At 40.5% G+C, this 21,058-nt stretch carries 17 protein-coding genes and 1 pseudogene; 11 read left to right on the top strand and 7 right to left on the bottom strand.

What is annotated here, in order from left to right; all coding sequences use genetic code 11:
• The first annotated feature begins 147 nt into the window (after positions 1-147).
• The 6 genes from B9T23_RS07350 to B9T23_RS07325 all read left to right on the top strand — a co-directional run bounded on the left by B9T23_RS07350 (position 148) and on the right by B9T23_RS07325 (position 5,852).
• A complete protein-coding gene (locus tag B9T23_RS07350) occupies positions 148-1,551 on the top strand; it encodes an amino acid permease (protein WP_086193629.1) in 1,404 nt (467 codons plus the stop codon).
• 133 nt (positions 1,552-1,684) lie between these two features.
• Complete coding sequence (lptM, locus tag B9T23_RS07345; protein ID WP_067724839.1) at positions 1,685-1,912, top strand: LPS translocon maturation chaperone LptM; 228 nt, start codon at positions 1,685-1,687, stop codon at positions 1,910-1,912.
• A 38-nt stretch (positions 1,913-1,950) separates the two neighbouring features.
• Positions 1,951-3,201 carry a diaminopimelate decarboxylase gene (gene lysA, locus B9T23_RS07340; protein ID WP_086193628.1) on the top strand — a complete coding sequence of 417 codons (1,251 nt, stop codon included), beginning with the start codon at positions 1,951-1,953 and terminating at the stop codon, positions 3,199-3,201.
• A gap of 6 nt (positions 3,202-3,207) precedes the next feature.
• A complete protein-coding gene (gene dapF / locus B9T23_RS07335) occupies positions 3,208-4,053 on the top strand; it encodes a diaminopimelate epimerase (RefSeq protein ID WP_067724842.1) in 846 nt (281 codons plus the stop codon).
• 255 nt (positions 4,054-4,308) lie between these two features.
• A complete protein-coding gene (locus B9T23_RS07330) occupies positions 4,309-5,205 on the top strand; it encodes a tyrosine recombinase XerC (RefSeq protein WP_171263075.1) in 897 nt (298 codons plus the stop codon).
• A gap of 260 nt (positions 5,206-5,465) precedes the next feature.
• The gene (locus B9T23_RS07325; protein WP_228145909.1) at positions 5,466-5,852 is read left to right on the top strand and encodes a hypothetical protein; all 387 of its coding nucleotides are present in this window, start codon (positions 5,466-5,468) and stop codon (positions 5,850-5,852) included.
• On the opposite strand, the gene B9T23_RS07320 is transcribed toward B9T23_RS07325, so the two are convergent.
• Positions 5,849-6,409: a GNAT family N-acetyltransferase gene (locus tag B9T23_RS07320; protein ID WP_086193625.1), complete on the bottom strand. Its 561-nt coding sequence runs from the start codon at positions 6,407-6,409 to the stop codon at positions 5,849-5,851. The genes B9T23_RS07325 and B9T23_RS07320 overlap by 4 nt on opposite strands.
• Before the next feature lie 9 nt (positions 6,410-6,418).
• Positions 6,419-6,913, bottom strand: a complete 495-nt coding sequence (locus B9T23_RS07315) for an Lrp/AsnC family transcriptional regulator (RefSeq protein ID WP_086193624.1) — start codon at positions 6,911-6,913, stop codon at positions 6,419-6,421.
• Positions 6,914-7,027: 114 nt separating this feature from the next.
• Between B9T23_RS07315 and B9T23_RS07310 the strand changes: the two genes are divergently transcribed.
• The 5 genes from B9T23_RS07310 to B9T23_RS07290 all read left to right on the top strand — a co-directional run bounded on the left by B9T23_RS07310 (position 7,028) and on the right by B9T23_RS07290 (position 14,237).
• Positions 7,028-7,633, top strand: coding sequence for a LysE family translocator (locus B9T23_RS07310; protein ID WP_086193623.1), 606 nt, complete (start codon positions 7,028-7,030; stop codon positions 7,631-7,633).
• A gap of 500 nt (positions 7,634-8,133) precedes the next feature.
• Positions 8,134-8,883: an electron transfer flavoprotein subunit beta/FixA family protein gene (locus B9T23_RS07305; RefSeq protein ID WP_067724855.1), complete on the top strand. Its 750-nt coding sequence runs from the start codon at positions 8,134-8,136 to the stop codon at positions 8,881-8,883.
• 17 nt (positions 8,884-8,900) lie between these two features.
• Complete coding sequence (locus tag B9T23_RS07300; protein ID WP_086193622.1) at positions 8,901-9,833, top strand: FAD-binding protein; 933 nt, start codon at positions 8,901-8,903, stop codon at positions 9,831-9,833.
• Between the two features lie 577 nt (positions 9,834-10,410).
• The gene (gene gyrA, locus B9T23_RS07295; RefSeq protein WP_086193621.1) at positions 10,411-13,419 is read left to right on the top strand and encodes a DNA gyrase subunit A; all 3,009 of its coding nucleotides are present in this window, start codon (positions 10,411-10,413) and stop codon (positions 13,417-13,419) included.
• A gap of 74 nt (positions 13,420-13,493) precedes the next feature.
• Positions 13,494-14,237 carry a hypothetical protein gene (locus B9T23_RS07290; RefSeq protein WP_086193620.1) on the top strand — a complete coding sequence of 248 codons (744 nt, stop codon included), beginning with the start codon at positions 13,494-13,496 and terminating at the stop codon, positions 14,235-14,237.
• A 70-nt stretch (positions 14,238-14,307) separates the two neighbouring features.
• Here the strand turns inward: B9T23_RS07290 and gltP are convergent, their stop codons facing one another.
• From gltP to B9T23_RS07265, 5 genes and pseudogenes are all read right to left on the bottom strand, one after another.
• Positions 14,308-15,603, bottom strand: a complete 1,296-nt coding sequence (gene gltP / locus B9T23_RS07285; protein WP_086193619.1) for a glutamate/aspartate:proton symporter GltP — start codon at positions 15,601-15,603, stop codon at positions 14,308-14,310.
• Positions 15,604-15,876: 273 nt separating this feature from the next.
• Positions 15,877-16,974 carry an ABC transporter permease gene (locus tag B9T23_RS07280; protein ID WP_086193737.1) on the bottom strand — a complete coding sequence of 366 codons (1,098 nt, stop codon included), beginning with the start codon at positions 16,972-16,974 and terminating at the stop codon, positions 15,877-15,879.
• An 8-nt stretch (positions 16,975-16,982) separates the two neighbouring features.
• A complete protein-coding gene (locus B9T23_RS07275) occupies positions 16,983-18,113 on the bottom strand; it encodes an ABC transporter permease (protein WP_086193618.1) in 1,131 nt (376 codons plus the stop codon).
• Positions 18,113-19,066 (bottom strand): annotated as a pseudogene (locus B9T23_RS07270) (HlyD family secretion protein); the annotation flags it as partial. The gene B9T23_RS07275 and the pseudogene B9T23_RS07270, both read right to left, overlap by 1 nt.
• 246 nt (positions 19,067-19,312) lie before the next feature.
• Entirely contained in the window at positions 19,313-20,803 is a 1,491-nt protein-coding gene (locus tag B9T23_RS07265) for a TolC family protein (protein ID WP_086193616.1), read from the bottom strand.
• Between the last annotated feature and the right edge of the window lie 255 nt (positions 20,804-21,058).

Below are 21,058 nucleotides of genomic sequence, written 5' to 3'. Positions count from 1 at the left end.
CAATACAAAAGGGACTGAATTTGAATGAAAAAGCAACAGAGACACACTTAGGCTTGAAAAATATTAAATAATCGCTCAAAAAACTTTATTTATTTTTTTTAATTTGAGCTACTTTTATCACACGAAATTTGAGAGACGAAAATAACAATGTCAAATGAAAACCCGAGTTCATCTGCTGCACAGGGTGAACTACAGCGAAGTTTATCGAATCGGCATTTGCAACTTATTGCGATTGGCGGGGCAATTGGTACAGGTTTATTCATGGGTTCGGGTAAAACCATCAGCCTGGCCGGACCTTCAATTCTGATTATTTATATGATTATTGGTTTTATGGTTTTTTTGGTCATGCGTGCGCTTGGCGAATTGTTACTGTCTAACCTGCAATACAAGTCTTTTATCGATTTTGCGACAGATTTAATCGGTCCTTGGGCGGGCTATTTTGTTGGCTGGACCTATTGGCTATGCTGGATCACGATTGGTATTGCTGATTTATCCGCGATTATTTATTACCTGCAATTCTTTAACGGAGGGCTGCCGTTTACGCCTGGCGAAGGGGTCATGATCAGTATCGCGGCCATTGTCTTTATTATGGGTTTGAATCTGGTCACGGTAAGATTATTCGGTGAATTAGAGTTCTGGTTTGCCTTAATCAAGATTATCGCGATTGTGGTGCTGATTGCTGCCGGTTTATGGATGATCTTTACCGGATTTACCTCTACCGCAGGTGAGATAGCTTCATTTACTCATCTTTGGTCACATGGCGGCATATTCCCAACAGGGGTGACTGGCTTCCTGGCAGGCTTCCAGATTGCGATCTTCGCCTTTGTCGGTGTAGAGCTGGTCGGTACGACTGCAGCTGAAACCAAAGATCCCGAGCGTAACTTGCCTAAAGCGGTCAACTCGATTCCGATTCGTATCATCATTTTCTATGTATTGGCATTGGTTATTGTTATGTCGGTAACACCATGGAATAAAATTGATCCAACGATTAGTCCATTTGTAAACTTGTTTAGCCAAGCAGGTATTGCAGCAGCAGCGATTATCATGAATCTGGTGGTGTTATCGTCAGTTATGTCATCCATGAACAGTGGTGTATTCTCGACCAGCCGTATGCTGTTCGGTCTGTCACGTGAAGAGCAAGGTCCAAAAGCATTTGGACATTTAAATAAGCGCGCGGTTCCTGCGAATGCCTTATATTTCTCTGCGATTTGTTTATTACTGGGTGCTGCACTTCAGTATTTTGTACCCAATACCGTTGAAGCCTTTACTTTGGCAACCACGCTTTCAACCATCTTGTTCATCTGTGTCTGGTTGATGATTATCTGGAGTTATATTGTTTACTATAAAACTCGTCCAGAATTACATGCCAAATCAACCTTTAAATTACCGGGTGGATTGTTGACCTGTTGGGTGGTGATCATCTTCTTTATTGGCATGATTTACGTGTTGTCTTTAGAAGCAGATACCATGCGTGCCTTAATGGTGAGCCCAATCTGGTTCATTATTTTGATTATTGGTTACTTTGGTTTCTACAAACCGAAACATAAATAAGCCACTTGTTTTTGAAAAACGCCAGTCTGAAACTGGCGTTTTTTTTTAACTAGCGATAATCTCTAGCGTTTAGCACTTTGGTCACGGCGGTGATCGAGTTATACTTCTTCGAAAACATAGGATAGGTGGTCAGATGCGCCTTGTCATTTGCTACATCAGTTTGTTGGCAACAGGTTTTGCCTTGGTCGGTTGTGGTCAGTCTGGAGCTTTGCAGTTACCGAGTGATCAGAATTACGACAAGCGTTCGAAATATTTGTTATATCCCAATGTCGATTCAAAACAGCAGTCTGAACAGAAAGAAGCATCTGAACAGAAACCGCTGGTAGCACCTACTGAGTCTAATCAGCCTTCAACCCCTTAGCTTTTAACTGCTAACGCTTTCATAGAAAGGATACCTTCATGAGTTTTACCCGCATTAATGGGGTTCTGCACGCAGAGCAATGTTCGTTGCAACAACTTGCGCAGCAATTTGGCACGCCACTTTATGTTTATTCAAAAGCAACTTTTGAAAAGCATTATCTCGATATGGATCGTGCATTTAGCTTTATCGATCATCAAATTTGTTTTGCGGTAAAGTCGAACTCTAATATTGCGGTATTGAATGTACTGGCGAAGCTGGGTGCAGGTTTTGATATTGTCACTGGCGGCGAGCTTGCACGTGTACTGAAAGCGGGCGGTGAGGCAGCTAAAATTGTGTTCTCTGGCTTGGGTAAATCGGAAGCTGACATTAAAAAAGCGCTGGAAGTCGGAATTGCCTGCTTTAACGTTGAATCCTATGCAGAGCTGGATCGCATTCAAAAAGTGGCGGCAGAGGTAGATAAAAAAGCCCCAATTTCTTTACGGGTAAACCCAGATGTCGATGCCAAAACCCATCCATATATTTCGACAGGTTTAAAAGAAAATAAATTCGGCATTCCATCGGATAGCGTATTTGAAACTTATCAATATGCAGCCTCTTTGCCGAATCTGGACGTAGTTGGTATCGACTGTCATATCGGTTCGCAATTGACCGAAACTCAACCTTTTGTCGATGCGCTTGATCGCGTGATCATGATGATCGAGAAATTGAAAGAACTCGGGATCAATCTGAAACACATCGATATCGGTGGTGGTTTGGGTGTGACTTATAAAGATGAAGTTCCACCAACTGTTGTCGAGTATGCCAATGCACTGAAACCGGCTTTAGAAAAACTCGGTTTAAAAGTGTATATGGAACCGGGTCGTAGCATTTCTGCCAATGCGGGTGTGTTACTGACCAAAGTTGATTTGTTGAAACCGACCAATCACCGTAACTTTGCCATTATTGATGCGGCAATGAATGACCTGATTCGTCCTGCTTTGTACGAAGCATGGATGGATATTCAGGAAGTCACTCCACGTAGCGATGTTGAAGCAAAAGAGTGGGATGTGGTGGGTGCAATCTGTGAAACTGGTGACTTCTTGGGTAAAGAGCGCAAGCTTGCACTGAAAGAAAATGATGTGCTTGCAGTATTGGGTGCGGGTGCATACGGTTTCGTGATGAGCTCGAACTACAACAGCCGTGGTCGTGCTGCTGAAGTGATGGTCAATGGTGATCAGGCACACTTGATTCGTGAGCGTGAAAGCATTGAATCATTGTGGGATAAAGAACGCTTGTTGCCAGAGGAGTAATTCGAGATGTTTTTAGAATTTACTAAAATGCATGGTCTGGGCAATGACTTTATGGTGGTTGATCTGATCAGTCAGCGCGCTTACTTGGATACCATGACCATTCAGCGTTTGGCTGACCGTCATTTCGGTATTGGTTTCGATCAGCTACTCATTGTTGAACCGCCAGATCTTCCAAATGTCGATTTTAAATATCGTATCTTTAATGCCGATGGTTCTGAAGTAGAGCAATGTGGCAATGGCGTTCGCTGTTTTGCACGTTTTGTGCATGAACGTCAATTGACCACGAAAACCAAAATTAAAGTACAAACCAAAGCCGGTATTGTTGAGCCAGAACTGGGTCAAAATGGTTGGGTTCGAGTGAATATGGGCTATCCAAAATTCTTGCCGAACCAGATTCCATTCCTTGCTGACGCACCTGAAAACTTATACAGCTTAGCCCTAGCCAATGATGAAAGCATTATCATTGATGTGGTCAATATGGGTAATCCGCATGCGGTGACTATCGTTCCGGATGTGCTTACCGCTGATGTTGCGGGTATGGGGCCTCAAATTGAATCGCATGAGCGTTTTCCACAACGCGTCAATGCAGGCTTTATGCAAATCATTGATGAAAATCATGCGCGTTTACGTGTGTTCGAACGTGGTGTAGGCGAGACACTGGCATGTGGCACAGGCGCTTGTGCGGCTGCGGTTTCAGGTATGCGCCGTGGCTTACTTGGAAATGCGGTAGAAATTGAACTTGCCGGCGGGAAGCTGCAAATTGAATGGCGTGAAGGTGATGTGGTTTGGATGACAGGTCCAACAGCAAATGTCTATGAAGGTCGTATCGATTTAAGTTTTTACCAACAATAAAACCCATGATTTGTCTGAAAAAGCACTGTCATCATGATGGTGCTTTTTTATCTGTGGAATCATGGATTGTGCAAGTTAAAAATCAAATAGATATAATGAAAAGAAAGAGCGTATCCTATGATGTGCTTGATTGTTGAATCTAAGCGAGTTAAACCTGAATAATATAATCGCCGTTGATAGCACCGATTAAATACAGTGAGAAAAAACGTGATTGATCCAGAGATGCAGATACGTTCTCCTGCTGATTTATTGCTGATGTGGTTAAAAGAAAGAGAAATTCAAAATCAGTCCAAGCATACTTTGCAGGCCTATGAACGTGATGTCTCGGATTTTTTAAATTTTTGTGAAATCAAAAAACTCAATTTAGCAGATGTTGAATCAACTGACTTACGTGAATTTTTGGCCCAAAAAGTGGAACAGCAGCAACTGAGCTCTAGCAGTCTGCAACGGCTTTTATCTTCCATTCGTCAATTCATGAAATGGGCCGAGCAAGGGCAATATCTGGCTTTTAATCCCGCTGATGATTTTCAGTTAAAACGTCTACCTCGACCGCTGCCCGGTATGGTTGATATTGAAACCATTAATCAAATTTTAGATCAACCCAAACCTGAAAAACCCATCGAACAACAAATGTGGTTACGTGATAAAGCGATTTTAGAATTGCTTTATTCTAGTGGTCTGCGATTGGCAGAAGTACAAGGCTTACGCATTAAAGATATCGATTTTAATAGGCAACTGTTACGCATCACCGGTAAAGGCAATAAAACGCGTGTGGTGCCTTTTGGTTCTAAAGCCAAAGATGCGGTGATGTTGTGGCTGCAAGTTTATCCTTTATGGAATGGTGACTTTGTCCCTGATGCGAATGTGTTTATTACGCAAAAAGGTAATCCGCTAGGTGCGCGACAAATTGAAAATCGGGTTAAATTACAGGCACAACGTGCCGGGGTAAACGTCGACTTGCATCCGCATTTATTACGTCATTGTTTTGCCAGTCATATGTTGTCGAACAGCGGAGATTTGCGCGCTGTACAAGAAATGTTGGGGCACAGCAATTTAACCACAACGCAAATCTATACCCACGTTGATTTTGACCGTTTAGCACAAGTCTATGATCAGGCACATCCGCGTGCACAACTCAAAAAATCGCAGTAAATATCTAAAGAAATCTAAATTTTGTCTTAAAATGATTCTGGATTTTTTCAGCAAAAGAACATAAATTAATGAAACTTAAATAAATCTAGCGGTAGTATTGCGCAATATCGCTGGCGTTTTAAACTATTGTAGAATAATAAAAAGCCAATTTATCAGGTATAAAAATCAACTATAAACAGGTAATAGGTGGCATGAATAATGCTGAATAATGAAGTTATTTGTTGTTTCACTGGATGTTACACAAAGTTTGGAAGTCAAAAATGATAGGGAAAACAATGATCTCAGATATTCAAGAAAAATATGATTTATTGAGTAATGAGCAAAAAGAGATTTTTGCAGGCTATGGTTTGCGTCAGGTTAAGCATTTTGTTGAAATAAGTTTGCCCAATATTGAACCATCTTTACCAGAAAATACCCAGGTCCAAGGCATCAATGCTGAAGGTAAGGTACAAGCGCTCAATACTAAGACACAACAAGGCTATATCTGGATTTCAGACTTGCAATGGCAGGAACGACCGATTGCTACGGTGGATGTTGATTTAAAACAAGACTTTTTAGAAGTGTGGGAGATATTTAATCTTCAAGAATATGATCTGATTGATTTAAGCCATATTCACCGTGATTTTTTACAACATTATCATGTTTAATGGGTTGTTTTAGTCTGCCTAAATTGAGCATTATCTATTTGATAAAGCACATGTCTTTGCAAGGGACTACTGTTATCTAAAGCAGGGTGATTGAAGTAGTCTTTAAATTGCATGCCTAAACGTTGCATAACGGCTTGAGATTTTGTGTTTTGTACTGCGGTGAATGCAACCACTTGGTCTAGCTTGAGTGAATCAAAAGCAAAGTGTAAACAAGCCGTTGCAGCTTCGGTCGCAAAACCATTGCCCCAATATTTCTGCTCAAGTCGCCAAGCGATTTCGGTACAGGGCGAAAAGGTAAATTGACTGGGCTGGGCATTTAATCCTGTGAAGCCAATAAAATCCCCACTTTGTTTTAATTCGACTGCCCAGAAACCCCAGCCTTGAGTTTCAATAATTCTTTGAAACTTATGCGCTAGCACATCACTTTGTTTCGGAGTTAAACAATGGGGAAAATAACGCATCACTTCAGTGTTAGAGTTCAATGCATAAAACGGCTTGAGATCAGAATCTTTCCATGGTCTTAAAATTAAACGCAATGTCTCAAGCTGTATGCTCATCCTGTCCTCCTAAAGATCATCCAGTGGAAGCTGGAAACTCTGTTTAATAATCTGACTGGGTAAATCCGTTTTGACACTGGTAATGCCATTTTTCTTGGTTAAATGCGTGGACTGAAATTTACGATAACTTTCCAAGTCGGGTACCACCACTTTTAGCATGGCATCACATTCACCTAAAATAATATAGCACTCCATCACTTGAGGCAGTTCTTTCATCGCCTCGATAAAGCAATCGATCGTTTCAGCATCCTGACCCACCAACCAGATACGTGAAAACAGAATTAGTTGTAAACCAATTTTTTGTGGGTCAACCACGGTGGTGTAATTTTGAATGACACCGGCTTCTTCGAGCAATTTCACTCGACGCAAACAAGAAGATGGTGACAACCCAATTTCACGGGCAAGATCGTTATTTTGCATGCGCCCATTATTTTGCAATGCACGAATGATATTTTTATCGGTACGATCCAGCTTTACTGAAATAGATTTAGAAGATAGTTTCATAAATTAGAATATAATTCGAAAAATAATCATAATTATAGAATAATTTGAAATCCTATTTTGTGGTATTTATTCGATACTAATTTCCACTTTCAAGACATGGAAAGGGAAAAGGAAATGTCTGTATTTGCACTGTTTGCCTTAACGGTTATCCCGCTTATTTTTACACCTGGACCAGATATGTTGTTTATCTTGTCACAAGTGATGGGGAAAGATGCAAAAGCAGGCATGATGGCAACGGTCGGGGTTTGTCTGGGATATTTAGTCCATTCTGTTTTGGTGGCCTTAGGTATTGCAGCTATTATTGTTTCCTTCCCAGTGTTATTTGAAACTATTCGTTGGCTCGGGATTGCTTATCTATTATTTTTGGCTTTTAGTTTAATCAAGTCGGTTTTTAGCAATAAGAAATTGGCGATTGAAAACAAAAGCACATCGAAACCAATTCAAAAAGGCTTTTTTACTGCTTTGCTGAATCCAAAAGGCATGTTGATTTACTTTGCAATTTTGCCGCAATTTATCAATAAAGCCGGAGACACCGTGACGCAAGGTTTGATCTTATCGTTTATTTTTATCGGATTGATCTTTGTGGTGTACTGCAGTTTGAGTTTGATTTTTGCCAAAATCACCCAAAAAACCCAGATCGATGCACGTAAACAAAAATGGATTGATGGCGGTTCGGGTGGTTTATTAATGCTTGCTGCAACCTGGTTAATCATTCATTGACACGTCTATAAAAAGCATGTCATCACGACATGCTTTTTAAGTAGAACGGGATTTGCAAATTAAAACTAATTTATTACCAGTTTATTCTAAAAAAATGATCATTTTTGCTACAACTAGAGCAGGGAAAAACCTCTTATCTGTCTTAAATGACAGTTCGCAACTTTGTGGTTTGAGCAAGAAGGCTAAGCTGTTCGAGCTAAAAAATAATCGAAAACAAGGGGTAAATCAGAACTTTTGATGAAGTTAATTAGATAAAAACATAATAAAAATCAATGTTTAAAAATAAATAAATATTGAGCGAATTCATCTTAATAAAAACACTTCAAAAAAAATATGAACGCCTAGTTCAAGTAATTTACGCATTTTTACAGCTCTTTCGATAATTGTGACTTGACCGAAATGCCATACACATTGCAAGATAGGGCACCTAAAAATTTTTAAGTGAAGAGTTATTCTAACTTTTCTCAACATTTACTTTTGCTAAAACAGCCGAGGATTACATGAAGGCTCTTGTTGCTGTAAAACGTGTGGTTGATGCCAACGTTAAAGTTCGCGTTAAACCGGACAATAGTGGGGTAGACCTGACTAACGTTAAAATGTCGATCAACCCATTCTGTGAAATCGCAGTGGAAGAAGCGGTTCGTTTAAAAGAAAAAGGAACAGTTTCAGAAATCGTTGTGGTTTCTATCGGTCCTAAAGAAGCGCAAGAACAAATCCGTTCTGCTATGGCTCTGGGTGCTGACCGCGGGATCCTGGTAGAGACTGCTGACGAGATTGGTGCACTTGAAGTGGCTAAAATCTTGAAAGGCATTGTAGAACAAGAAAAACCAGAACTGATCCTGCTCGGTAAACAAGCGATTGATGACGACTCGAACCAGGTGGGTCAGATGCTTGCTGCTTTACTGGGTGCCGGTCAAGGTACATTTGCTTCTGTCGTTAATGTTGCTGGTGATAAAGTTCAGGTTACGCGTGAAGTGGATGGTGGTTTACAGACGGTTGAATTGAACCTTCCTGCAATTATCACCACGGACTTGCGTTTGAACGAGCCACGTTATGCTGCTCTGCCAAACATCATGAAAGCGCGTAAAAAACCGCTGGATGTGAAGTCTCCTGCAGATTATGGCGTTTCAGCGACCACTAAACTTAAAACAGTGAAAGTTGAACCACCAGCAGAACGTAAAGCTGGCGTACAAGTGAAATCTGTTGACGAGCTTGTTGCAAAACTTAAAAACGAAGCGAAAGTGATCTAATACAGAAGGATAAAATCATGAGTATTTTAGTTATCGCTGAGCACGACAATAAAGCACTAAACGCTGCTACTTTAAACGTTGTTGCTGCAGCTCAAAAAATCGGTGGTGATATCACTGTATTGGTTGCTGGTTCTGGCGCTCAGGCCGTTGCTGACCAAGCGGCTCAAGTGGCGGGTGTCAGCAAGGTATTGCTTGCTGACAACGCGGCTTATGCACACCAGTTGGCTGAAAACGTGGCTAAACTCGTTGCCGAGTTAGGCAAGGGTTATAGCCATATCCTGGCTGCATCTACCTCAAATGGTAAAAACGTATTGCCACGTGCTGCTGCACTTTTAGACGTCAGCATGATCACGGATATCGTTGCGGTTGAAAGCGCTAAAACTTTCAAACGTCCAATCTATGCAGGTAACGCCATTGCAACGGTAGAATCTTCGGAATCTGTTGTGGTTGCCACTGTTCGTGGTACTGCATTTGATCCTGTCGCGACCACAGGCGGTTCTGCGGCAGTTGAAGCGGTAAGCGACGTTCAAGATGCGGGCATCTCTAAGTTTATTTCTGAAGAGATTGTTAAATCTGAACGTCCTGAACTCACAGCTGCGCGTATTGTGGTGTCTGGTGGTCGTGGTGTGGGTTCAGGTGAAAACTATCACACCATCCTTGATCCATTGGCGGACAAGCTGGGTGCTGCTCAAGGTGCTTCACGTGCTGCAGTGGATGCTGGCTTCGTTCCTAACGACATGCAAGTGGGTCAAACAGGTAAAATCGTTGCACCTGACCTGTACATCGCTGTCGGTATTTCTGGTGCGATTCAGCATTTGGCGGGGATGAAAGATTCTAAAGTGATCGTTGCGATCAACAAGGATGAAGAAGCGCCAATCAATGCGGTTGCTGACTACTGGTTAGTGGGTGACTTGAACACTGTAGTTCCAGAATTGGTTTCTAAAATCTAATTTCTGAACACAGTTCAAAAAGACGCTCTTGCGCAAGCAGTGAAAGCAATGCTTTCCTGTTTTGCTCAGGGGCGTTTTTTATTGTTGAAATTTTTTAAATAAATCATAGCTGATTTAACCGATTCAAGATTGAAGTGTTTTCATACCTCATTTGAATGCTTAAGCGAGACTTATGGCTTTCCCGATAGATATAAATTCGCGCCATTTCTAAGTGGTTTGGATGGATGTTTGGATAGGTTACTCGTCATTGATTCTGTATGCAGATAAATGAGCAAAATGAGCAGCTCAATGCAACAAGATTTTGAGGTATTTGGTTGTGTAGATTTGAATTAAAGTCAGTGAAAAAATGAACTAATTCACATAAAATGCCGACAATTAAAAAAGATTAAAAAATAAACGATAAATTGTAGAAAATTAACAAGATTAAGATGGCTTATAAGAGACAAAAACAACAGAATTTATGCTATAATTTACGGCTGTATTTAGACTTTAACTCAGCTTATTTTGGGTTAATTTTTTGCTAGATTGATTATATAAAACGAGCAGTTCCAAATACTGTTTGTAATAAGGAGTATGCATGAGCCTATCGGAAATCCGACCGATTGCCATTGAGGATGAACTCAAAAGCTCATATCTCGACTATGCCATGAGTGTTATTGTTTCTCGTGCATTACCAGACGTGAGAGATGGCTTAAAACCCGTTCATCGTCGTGTGCTTTTCGCTATGCACGAGTTAGGCAATGACTACAACAAAGCGTATAAAAAGTCTGCCCGTGTGGTGGGTGACGTAATCGGTAAATATCACCCGCATGGTGACTCAGCTGTTTACGAAACCATTGTACGTATGGCACAAGAATTTAGCTTGCGTTATCAATTGGTCGATGGTCAGGGTAACTTTGGTTCTGTAGATGGCGATAGTGCTGCGGCAATGCGTTATACCGAAGTTCGTATGCGTAAGCTCACGCATGAACTTTTGGCTGACCTGGAAAAAGATACAGTCGAATGGGAAGACAACTACGATGGCTCTGAGCGTATTCCTCAGGTCATGCCAACCCGTGTACCAAACTTACTGATTAACGGTGTTACCGGTATTGCAGTGGGTATGGCGACCAATATGGCGCCGCACAACATGACTGAAGTTGTGAATGCTTGCCTTGCCTATGCCAATGATCCAAATATCAGCATCGAAGGTTTGATGCAACATATTTCTGGTCCAGATTTCCCTACAGGCGGTATTATTTACGGCAAATCGGGGATTGTGGATGCGTACCGTACCGGTAAAGGCCGTTTGCATATTCGTGGTAAATATCACTTCGAAGAAGATCCGAAAAACGGTCGTATCACCATTGTATTTACTGAAATTCCATATCAAGTCAATAAAGCAAAAACGATTGAACGTATTGCTGAACTCGTAAAAGAGAAAAAACTTGAAGGGATCTCAGAACTTCGTGACGAGTCTGATAAAGACGGGATGCGTATTGCGATTGACTTAAAGCGTGGCGAAAACGCTGAAGTGATTGTAAATAACCTGTTCCAAAATACGCAACTTGAAAACTCTTTCAGTATCAACATGGTCTGCCTGGACAACGGTCAGCCGAAGTTGATGAACCTGAAAGACATCATTGCGGCGTTTATCCGTCACCGTCAAGAAGTGGTTACACGTCGTACCATGTACGAGTTACGCAAAGCGCGTGAACGTGGTCATATCTTGGAAGGTTTGACGGTTGCTCTGGCAAATATTGATCGCATCATTGAAACCATTAAGACTTCTGCAAATCCTGCTGAAGCGCGTGAGCGTTTACAAGTCGGTGAGTGGTCTGCAGGTGGTGTGGTTGCATTGCTTGAAAAAGCAGGTTCAGTTTCTGTACGTCCTGAAATTATTGAAGGCGAAGACCTGTCTAAACCGTATGGTTTTGATGGTGGCATTTACCGCCTTTCACCTACGCAAGTCGGTGCGATTTTAGAGTTGCGTTTACACCGCTTAACCGGTCTTGAACAAGACAAGTTGCATGCTGAATATTCTGATATTTTAGCTCAAATTGCTGAATATACTGCAATTTTGAATGACTTTAATTTGTTGATGAATGTGATTCGTGAAGAGTTGGCGCTTATTATTCAACAATATGGTGATGCGCGTAAAACTGCCATTATTGAATCACGTATCGATTTCTCTCGTGAAGATTTAATTCCTGAAGAGCAAATGGTACTGACTGTTTCTAAAACAGGTTATGCGAAAACTCAACCATTGTCTGACTATGCCGCTCAGCGTCGTGGCGGTCGTGGTAAGTCTGCAACATCAATGAAAACTGATGATTACATTCAGCATCTGATTGTGACATCGAACCATGCGACAGTTCTATGCTTTACCAATGTCGGTAAAGTCTATCGCCTGAAAGTTTACGAAGTGCCACAAGCATCTCGTGGTGCAAAAGGTCGCCCAATGGTGAACTTGTTGCCGCTTGATGCCAATGAAACGATTACAGCGATTCTTCCTGTGATTGATGCACCGAAGAAATTTAAAGATCGTCTGGCCGATTTCCAGGCATTTGTGAAAGCCAATGCTGCGAAACTGCAAGAAAATGAAATCATCAATTCGCATTTTGTTGAACTTGAAGCGGCTTTAGCCGAGCTTGAAGATGGTGCAGATGACTTGTCTGATGCATTGCGTACTCAATTAAAACAATTGGGTCTTGAGCTATCGACTACTGATTTAGATGATGAAATCATTGCTGACTTTGCACAGCAAGCTGAAGCAGTTCGTAAAAACTTCTATGTGTTTATGGCGACCGAGTACGGTACGATTAAACGTGTAGAACTTGAACAATTCTCGAATGTTCGTTCAAATGGTTTACGTGCGATTGAGCTGAATGGCGATGACACCTTGATTGGTGTTGCGATTACCGATGGCGAACAGCAAATCATGTTGTTCTCGAATGAAGGTAAGGCAATTCGCTTCGCAGAAACTGACGTTCGTTCAATGGGTCGTTCTGCCAAAGGTGTACGCGGTATGCGCGTGACCATCGGTGCAGCAGCCTTACTTGAAGATGCAGAAACTGATGTAGATTCAGATGATGAAGATACTTCAGATTCGGCATTAATCAGCCGTATCGTTTCGTTGGTGGTTGTACCGGAAACTGGCGAAGTGCTTTGTGCATGTGCCAATGGTTACGGTAAACGTACCCCGGTGGGCGAATTCCCAACCAAAAAACGTGGTGGTAAAGGTGTGATTGCAATTAAAACATCTGAACGTAACGGTGAATTGGTCGGTGCAGTATCCATTGATGAAAGCAAAGAACTGATGTTGATTTCTGATGGTGGTACGATGGTTCGTACCCGTGCTTCAGAAGTTGCTACAACAGGTCGTAATGCACAAGGTGTTCGTCTAATCCGTTTGGGTAATGAAGAAGTCTTGGTTGGTGTTGTTTCTGTAGATGCCGTTGAAGAAGAAGAGTTTATTGAAGCAGTTGAAGGCGAAGAAGTCATTGCCTCTGAAGCTTTGATTGATTCTGAAACTTTGGTGGATGATGAAACGATTGCTGATGAAGCTGAAAGTGAATCAGATTTAAGAGATTCTGACGAAGAATAAGTTTTGACTTAAAAAGAAGGGCGCTTAGGCGCTCTTTTTTTGTTATAAATATAAAAATTAATAAGAGATCAGGAATGATTTGTCATTTGTGTTTGGAAGATAAAAAGTTAATAAAATCACACTCAATTCCAAATGGAGTATTTAAAAAGTTAAAAAATAATTCTATTAATAACTCACTTTTAATACAGTTAAATGCCAAAGTAGATAGCTTGGTTGAACTAACTCAAAATACGTTTAATTATGAATTGCTTTGTGCCGAATGTGAACAGCATTTAGGAAAATTAGAAAAAGTCTTTTTGGAAACTATACGGTCTCAGAAATATAAAAATAAAGTAGGGAAGTATTTGATCATTGAAAGTGATAATTTGGATGTAATTAAAATAGTTATTTGTTCAATATTTTGGCGCATGTTTTATGCAAAGAGGGCATACCCTCAATTTAATTTTATACATATAGATAAGGAGATGGCTGAAAAATTACGATTAAGTATTCTAAATAAGGATATTAATTTCCTGCTAGATATAGATGTAAATATTTATCCTGTAAGGGATAAGGTACATGATATGAAAAAGTGTGTAGGATTTTATCCCTCTGATTGCAAAAAATTTTATTACTTACTTATAGAAGGATTATTGATTGAGATATTTAATCCTAAAAATTTAGGCAAAATAAAAATTGGAAAAAATAAAGTTACTACTGTAGAAATTGATCCAAGAAAAGATAAGAAGCTTTTTCAAGTTCTATATCAACCACATGCAAAGCTCAGAAACGAATTATTTCCTCAAAAAATTTTAAATCAGTTAAATTTTAAAAAATGAACCAACTATATTTTCAAGATGTGAATAAATCAAAAAAGGAAGCCGAAGCTTCCTTTTTTGATGTTATAGATTATGCAGCTTCTTTCATTTCAACTTGATAATCTTTTTGCTTTTCAGCATCGAATTGACCTTCCCATTTACTGATCACAAGAACAGCCAACGAGTTACCAATTACATTCAACACAGTACGTGCCATATCTAGAATACGGTCAATACCAGCAATAAATGCCAAACCTTCAAGTGGAATGCCCACACTACCCAATGTCGCCAACAGCACAACGAAAGACACGCCCGGAACACCGGCAATCCCTTTAGAGGTAATCATTAAGGTAAGAACCAAAATCACTTGCTGTGTCACACTTAAATCAATACCGTAAAGTTGCGCAATAAAGATAGCCGCAATACTTTGATATAAGGTCGAACCATCTAGGTTGAATGAATAACCGATTGGAATGACGAAACTGGTAATAGACTTAGGCGCGCCATATGCTTCCATTTTTTCCATGATACGCGGTAAGACGGTTTCAGAACTTGCAGTTGAATAGGAAAGAATCAGTTCATCTTTTAGAATTTTAATAATTTCCCAAATGCTGAAACCACAGAATTTAGCAACTAAACCTAAAATGACAAAGATGAAGAAGAAAATAGCGCCATAAACCAGAAGAGCCAACTTCAATAATGGAAGCAGAGAACTAAATCCAAAGTTCGCAACTGTTGCCGCAATCAGGCCAAACACACCAAAAGGTGCGAATAGCATGATCATGTGCGTCACTTTGAACATGGTTTCAGAAATCGCATGCAACACATCAATTAATGGTTTCTTGGTTTCTTTCGCTAAAGATCCTAAACCAATACCGAAAATCACTGAGAAGAAGATAATTGGCAACATATGCCCATCAGTCAGTGAACCGAAAATATTGGAAGGAATTAAAGAGAGAACAGTATTCACCAGACCATGTGACTGGTTACTCACTTCATTTGTGGTTTGCTGATATTGAGAAATGTCAGTTTGCGTTAAACTCGACATATCAATACCGGCACCCGGCTGAAATACATTTGCCGCAACTAAACCAATAATAATGGCCACTGTGGTAATAATTTCAAAATAGACAATGGTTTTAAAACCGAGCTTACCTACATTTTGACCATGACTTGCATTTGCAATACCTAAAATCAGCATTGAAACCACAAGTGGAATGACGATCATCTTAATCAAATTAATAAAGATTGAACCCAAAGGACTCAGCAGATTATTAATCAGAGTTTCACGATATTCGGGAGAATAATGTAGAAAAGAGCCTACAAGCACACCTAAAATGAGCGCAATTACGATTTGCCACGCAAGGCTAATCTTAATCTTCTTCATGCTAAGCCCTTAAAATCAGATATTTAGTGAAAAAAATGCTGTAATAACGCTGTCGACATCATAAAGACATGTTAATGGAAGCATGGGAATGAATAATATAAAAAATATTCATGAAATATGAACAAAGGGCTATTTTGCATCGATTAGTATATTCAATCTAACTTTTTTCTTCACAATTGATGCGATGGGTTAAAAAAAACTCAGTTTTAGCTGTAAATTTAATTAAATTGTAAAGTTTTATTTAATAATCTTATAAGAAAGACGATCAAACTCTTATTTTTGATCCTGTTTGGTCAGGCGGAAATATCCCCAAACCAATAACAGAGCTCCCAGAGTCGCCAAATAAATCATTTTTGGAATCACAATATTTAAAGGCACGCCCATTTGATTCAACTGAATAAACATTTGAATGCCTTGAGTTGAAGGCAAGATATTTCCGAGCCATTGCATCCACTCAGGCATGGCTGCATGTGGCCACGCTGTCCCTGACAGTAAAAATAGCGGAATAGACGTAAAGACAATCACATGGCCTGCACGTTCAGGCATATCTAAAAATGAAGCAATGACCATGGTCAGACCAATCACGCAACTGATAAAAATCGGTACGCCAATCAGCATGCCGAAGAAATTTCCACCATGCGGATAATCATAGAACCAGAAAGTAAAGCCAAATAAATAGAAACAGCCCAAACAGCCAATGGTTAAAATGGCACTAAAGATGGCAAAAAATTCAGTTTTGCTGGGTCGCCAGTTTTGCAGTCGATAACCTGCAATCAGCATACTTAAACCCAAAACAATCGTCTGATAAATAATTAAAGGGGCAATGGCTGGAAAAATATAACTGCCATAACCGGACATGGTATTGAATAACGGAATTTGATGAATGGAAAGTGCAGGGGAGAAATGCGAAATATCACCAAATTTCTGCGCCCGTTCAGCAATGGCATATTCAATTGAAGTCGCTAAACCCAAACCAATCTGTTTGGTCCTTAAAAAATAGGCCGTACTTAAATATAAGCCAATGCCACCGACTTCACCGCGACGAATGCTGTTGGATAAATTTTCCGGCAATAACAAAATACCATCCGCTTGCTGGTTTTTCACCATCATTTCGGCTTCAGCAAAATTGCCTGTGACTGCCTTGATTTTCACATTCGGGCTTTTTGAGACTTCACCAATAATAGAGGAGGTGATCATGCTTTGTTCTTCATCCACAATCACAATCGGTAAAGACTCGGCATGTTCGGCTTTGTAAGCGGTGGGGTAAAAGAAGCTATAAAAAAATACAGAAAGTACCAAAGTGGTAAAGATTGAAGCATTACGTGTAATATCTTTAAAGGTTTTGAAGTAAAAGCGTAGGAAGTCTTTGATGCTATTTTTCATGACTTAACTTCCTTTAAATATTTACTCAGGAAGAAATAGGCAGTAGCAAAATAGAGCAGACAATAAATAGCCAACACCGCAAGTGGTAATAGGGAAATAGATACAGGACTGCCAATCACCCATTGTTCAGTTTGCAATTTCGCATAGGGCGTATAAGGAATAATACTGGCCCAAAATTGGGTAAATAGTGGCGCATTATTTAAAGGTAAAGTCACCCCTGCAAAACTTAAAGACGACCCCCCATACACCGCAATAAGACCGAAAGACTTGGCTAAGTCACGGGTGGCTAAAACCACAGTACTACTCATAAAAGCATAAGCGCTATAAAAGAAAAACTGACCAAGTAGAATGATCCATAAGTGACCTGCGACAAACCAGCCACGAATTTCAATCAGCCAGAACATCCACACCCACGTCCATGCTGTAAAAATCAGTACATAGGTTAAATTTTTGGCAAATAAGGCACTAAAAATAGTACGTTGATTGAGCCATTTTCCTGTGCTGTTAAATTTAAGTTCTTGTCCAACCGCAAAAGCCACACAACAACACAGCAGTAAATGCAAGATTGCCGGAACCACAAACGGTTCTAAGTAGAACTCGTAACTCAAACCGGGATTATATAAAGGCGATATTTTGACATTTGGCGTAGGAATATCTACATAAGGAATTATATTTTCCAGATAATTGTGTCCTGTAAAATCCGCCATTGCCTCTACGGTACTGACCAGCATTGCAGAGGAAATGCTATTTCCGACACTAAAATAGCTTTGATTGAATACAATGCTAATCTCGGCATCTTCGGCTTGAACCAGTCGCTGTTCCGCACCGGCCGGAATAGAAATATAACCCCAGATTTTGGTTTGATTGAGCAGACGTTCAACTTCATCCGGGCTTTGTGAAATAATCACGATGTCTAGAGTGGAATTATGGCTGACATATTTTGCAATATTTCGGCTCAGTTCACTTTGGTCTTGGTCAATGATTGCAATGGGTAAATGTTCAGGCTTGCCCTGATAAAACATGCTGCTAAATAATACAATAATAAATAAAGGCGCAAGTGTGACTAAGCACAAGTCCCATTTATGTGTCAGTAAATAGCGTAATTCACGCAGCATGCCAGACCACATTATTTCGGCTCTGCAATTTTAAACAGCACGCTCATGCCCACTTTTAAATCTGCAATCGGTTGTACAGGCGCTAAATGAACTTTAAAACTACGAATGTCATAACCACCGGTTTGGCGTGTGGTTTTAATGGTGGCAAATTCACCTTCAGCATCTATATTTTTAATTTTAAAAGTCGCAGTTTGATTTAAGGCTGGAATGAAACCTTCAATGGTTTTGCTTTTATAAACTTGCGCATAGATGTCTTCACGGACATCCACACTCACCCATAAATCATCATCCTCAATAAGGCTGACTATAGGTACAGCGATTGCCACCAGTTCAGAGGCTTTACCATAGGTTTTAGACACTGTGCCATTAATCGGGGAAAGCAATTTGGTTTCCGCTTCTAATGCATTGGCTTCCGCAACCGCCGCTTTGGTAATTTCCACCTGTGCATTGGCTAAAGATTTTTGTTCTGGTGTGCTGCCACGCTTGGCACGTTTATATTGTTGATAAGCCGCTTCGGTAATTTGACTGGCTGAAGCTGCTGCAGCTTGCATTTCATCCCGACGTTGGCGCGAAATAACCCCTTCTTTAAACAGGTTGGCACCACGTTGATAAGTGGTTTGCGCTAAAGTCTGCTGCGCTTTTAGGCTTTGCCAGTTGGCATACAGAGTTTCGATATTTTCTTGCTGCGAACCACGATCGGCAGTGGATTGCAGTGCTAAAGCAGATTGCAAAGAAGCTAGAGCCTGCTGTTTTTTTGCATCGACTTCAGGGCTGAATAATCGTACTAACTCCTGACCTTTTTTAACTTTATCCCCCTCATGCACATAGACTTCTTCAATGCGACTCGGCACTTTGGTGCTGACATGAATGGTTTCCGCTTCAACCCGACCTTGCAGCTCAACTTGTTTGGGTTGGTAGCTTTTCCATAAACCGAAAGCAATTAAGCCTAAGAGTAGAATCAGCACGATGAGGCTTACAACTTTAATGAAAGCTGATTTTTTGGGATTTGGCTTGGTATTTTCAGTCGTCTGAGCTTGTTCTGAATAACTGAAAAATGCGTCATCTGCATGGGTCTGCTGTTCAGAGGTTTCTTGAATATCTGCTTTGCTGCTTTGAGCTGATGTATCTGTAGAGCTTCCTTCTGATGAGGCATTTTCTACATCTTGATCAGGCTTGTTTTGATCTTGATTCATGTTTTTCCCCATCAAAAATTAACGGATATAGTTGGTTTGAGCTTGATTGACATAGCTTTGAAATTGATTGATCGAGCCGTGGCTTTGCAATAAAGCCGCCAGAGACATCACATATTTATAAGCATTCAGCGCCATTTCACTTTTTAAACCGATTAGGGCATTTTGCGCATCAACGACTTGGGTAGCGGTGCCCATATCTTCTTTAAAGGACAGAGTTTGAATACGCAGGTTTTCCTGTGCAGCTTTCATATTTTGCTGTAGCAACTGATGACTTTGCTGGGCGGTGGTCACTTCGCTATACGACTTATAAATTATATTTTCAATTTCCTGCTTGCTGCGTTCAGTCATCAGTTCAGAAGCATAGCGTTGTAATTCGGCAGCCTGAATGTTTTTATTTTTATCGACCCCTGAAAACAGGTTATAGCGTGCCACCACACCGACAATCCAGTTTTGTTTTTCATCCAGACTGTATTCCCCAAAGGCAAAAAGATTGGGCTTTTTCGCTGCACTTTGCGCTTTGACATTGGCATTGGCCAGCTGGGTATCCATTTTCATTTTACGAATCAGGGAAGATTGATCCTGATAGGTTTTTAGCAAGCTATTTAAAGACTGGCTTTGCGTAGAATTCACAAAAAGCGGGGTGCTAAGCTCCGTAATCTGACTGCTTTGCAAAAGATTATTCAGTTGAAAAAGACTCGATCTGAGATTGGCTTCAGCATTTTGATAAATCCGCTGCGCATTGTTTCTTGCCACTTCAAACTGCATGCGCTGACCTTTGCTAATAAAACCCTGCTTTTCCAGTTTGAGTGCATTGTTATAGTGGGTTTGCATGGCATTAAAATTGGAACGGCTTGAATCGAGTAATTGTTTTTGTAGTTGTGCATTAAAATAAGCCTGAATCAGTTCAAAGCGTTGCAGGTCTTGTTGTTGCTGGGTGTTAAGCTGGCTGCGCTGTGCTTTAATACTGGCGACTTCTTTGGCACTGGAAGTCAGTCCGCCGGTATAAAGCGGCATCAATACTGAAACCGTGGGACGAATCACTTGATCTTCCAAAATCACATTCGCAGAATCAGGAAATAAGCCTATACCGCTGTGAATGGTTTGATTGAGACCTTCTTTTAAAGGATCAGCTATTACTGAAGGGAGGTTTTGCTGATTCACACGATCGTTGATGCCTTGAGAAAGCGTTTGTTCCAAATTTTTTTTAAAAGAATCGAGCGGAATATCCACTTCATTATGAAAAGCATAAGCCCGTACATTTAAGTCCACACGGGGCAGCCCTAAACCTTTTACTGCTTCAGCTTCAAGTTGGGAAGCCTGCTGCAAGGCCTGATTGGCTTGGGTGCTATACGAATCCTTTAAAATTGATTGTTCAGCTTGTGCATAACTGATGCTTTGAGCCAATGTTGTCGTTGCATAAAGAGTGGCGCTAGACAATAGAGCAATCTTGATTATTGTTCTGATGGTCTGGTCTATATTTTCTTGTGCCCATGTCAAATTCAGTAACATAAATTCGGCTCTCAACATCATTGTTATAAATTATACATCGCTTGAAAATAAGATGTCTTTATTGTTGTTCGCAGTCGTGTTTAATATGCAATTGTATATTAAGGACTATTTAAAATTAAAGCTACAACGTCCTTACTCGATAATGCGACAAAAAGACTGTGAGTGAATACGAATAAAGTCTGGCATAGCAACCTGGGTAAGCCATTTCAATTTATAGGAAGTAACCCCACGAAACTGACGTGATGGGAAGGTGAT

Origin of the sequence: Acinetobacter terrae (assembly GCF_002135195.1) — a bacterium.
In the GTDB taxonomy this organism is placed as follows: Bacteria; Pseudomonadota; Gammaproteobacteria; order Pseudomonadales; family Moraxellaceae; genus Acinetobacter; species Acinetobacter terrae.
The sequence above is the reverse complement of the archived record's forward strand: the minus strand, read 5'-3'. Positions and strand labels throughout refer to the sequence as shown.

Excerpts from the sequence above, each read along its gene's own strand:
- B9T23_RS07350 (WP_086193629.1), top strand. The coding sequence starts at position 148 with ATGTCAAATGAAAACCCGAGTTCATCTGCTGCACAGGGTGAACTACAG.
- lptM (WP_067724839.1), top strand. The coding sequence starts at position 1,685 with ATGCGCCTTGTCATTTGCTACATCAGTTTGTTGGCAACAGGTTTTGCC.
- lysA (WP_086193628.1), top strand. The coding sequence starts at position 1,951 with ATGAGTTTTACCCGCATTAATGGGGTTCTGCACGCAGAGCAATGTTCG.
- dapF (WP_067724842.1), top strand. The coding sequence starts at position 3,208 with ATGTTTTTAGAATTTACTAAAATGCATGGTCTGGGCAATGACTTTATG.
- B9T23_RS07330 (WP_171263075.1), top strand. The coding sequence starts at position 4,309 with ATGTGGTTAAAAGAAAGAGAAATTCAAAATCAGTCCAAGCATACTTTG.
- B9T23_RS07325 (WP_228145909.1), top strand. The coding sequence starts at position 5,466 with ATGATAGGGAAAACAATGATCTCAGATATTCAAGAAAAATATGATTTA.
- B9T23_RS07320 (WP_086193625.1), bottom strand. The coding sequence starts at position 6,409 with ATGAGCATACAGCTTGAGACATTGCGTTTAATTTTAAGACCATGGAAA.
- B9T23_RS07315 (WP_086193624.1), bottom strand. The coding sequence starts at position 6,913 with ATGAAACTATCTTCTAAATCTATTTCAGTAAAGCTGGATCGTACCGAT.
- B9T23_RS07310 (WP_086193623.1), top strand. The coding sequence starts at position 7,028 with ATGTCTGTATTTGCACTGTTTGCCTTAACGGTTATCCCGCTTATTTTT.
- B9T23_RS07305 (WP_067724855.1), top strand. The coding sequence starts at position 8,134 with ATGAAGGCTCTTGTTGCTGTAAAACGTGTGGTTGATGCCAACGTTAAA.
- B9T23_RS07300 (WP_086193622.1), top strand. The coding sequence starts at position 8,901 with ATGAGTATTTTAGTTATCGCTGAGCACGACAATAAAGCACTAAACGCT.
- gyrA (WP_086193621.1), top strand. The coding sequence starts at position 10,411 with ATGAGCCTATCGGAAATCCGACCGATTGCCATTGAGGATGAACTCAAA.
- B9T23_RS07290 (WP_086193620.1), top strand. The coding sequence starts at position 13,494 with ATGATTTGTCATTTGTGTTTGGAAGATAAAAAGTTAATAAAATCACAC.
- gltP (WP_086193619.1), bottom strand. The coding sequence starts at position 15,603 with ATGAAGAAGATTAAGATTAGCCTTGCGTGGCAAATCGTAATTGCGCTC.
- B9T23_RS07275 (WP_086193618.1), bottom strand. The coding sequence starts at position 18,113 with ATGTGGTCTGGCATGCTGCGTGAATTACGCTATTTACTGACACATAAA.
- B9T23_RS07265 (WP_086193616.1), bottom strand. The coding sequence starts at position 20,803 with ATGTTACTGAATTTGACATGGGCACAAGAAAATATAGACCAGACCATC.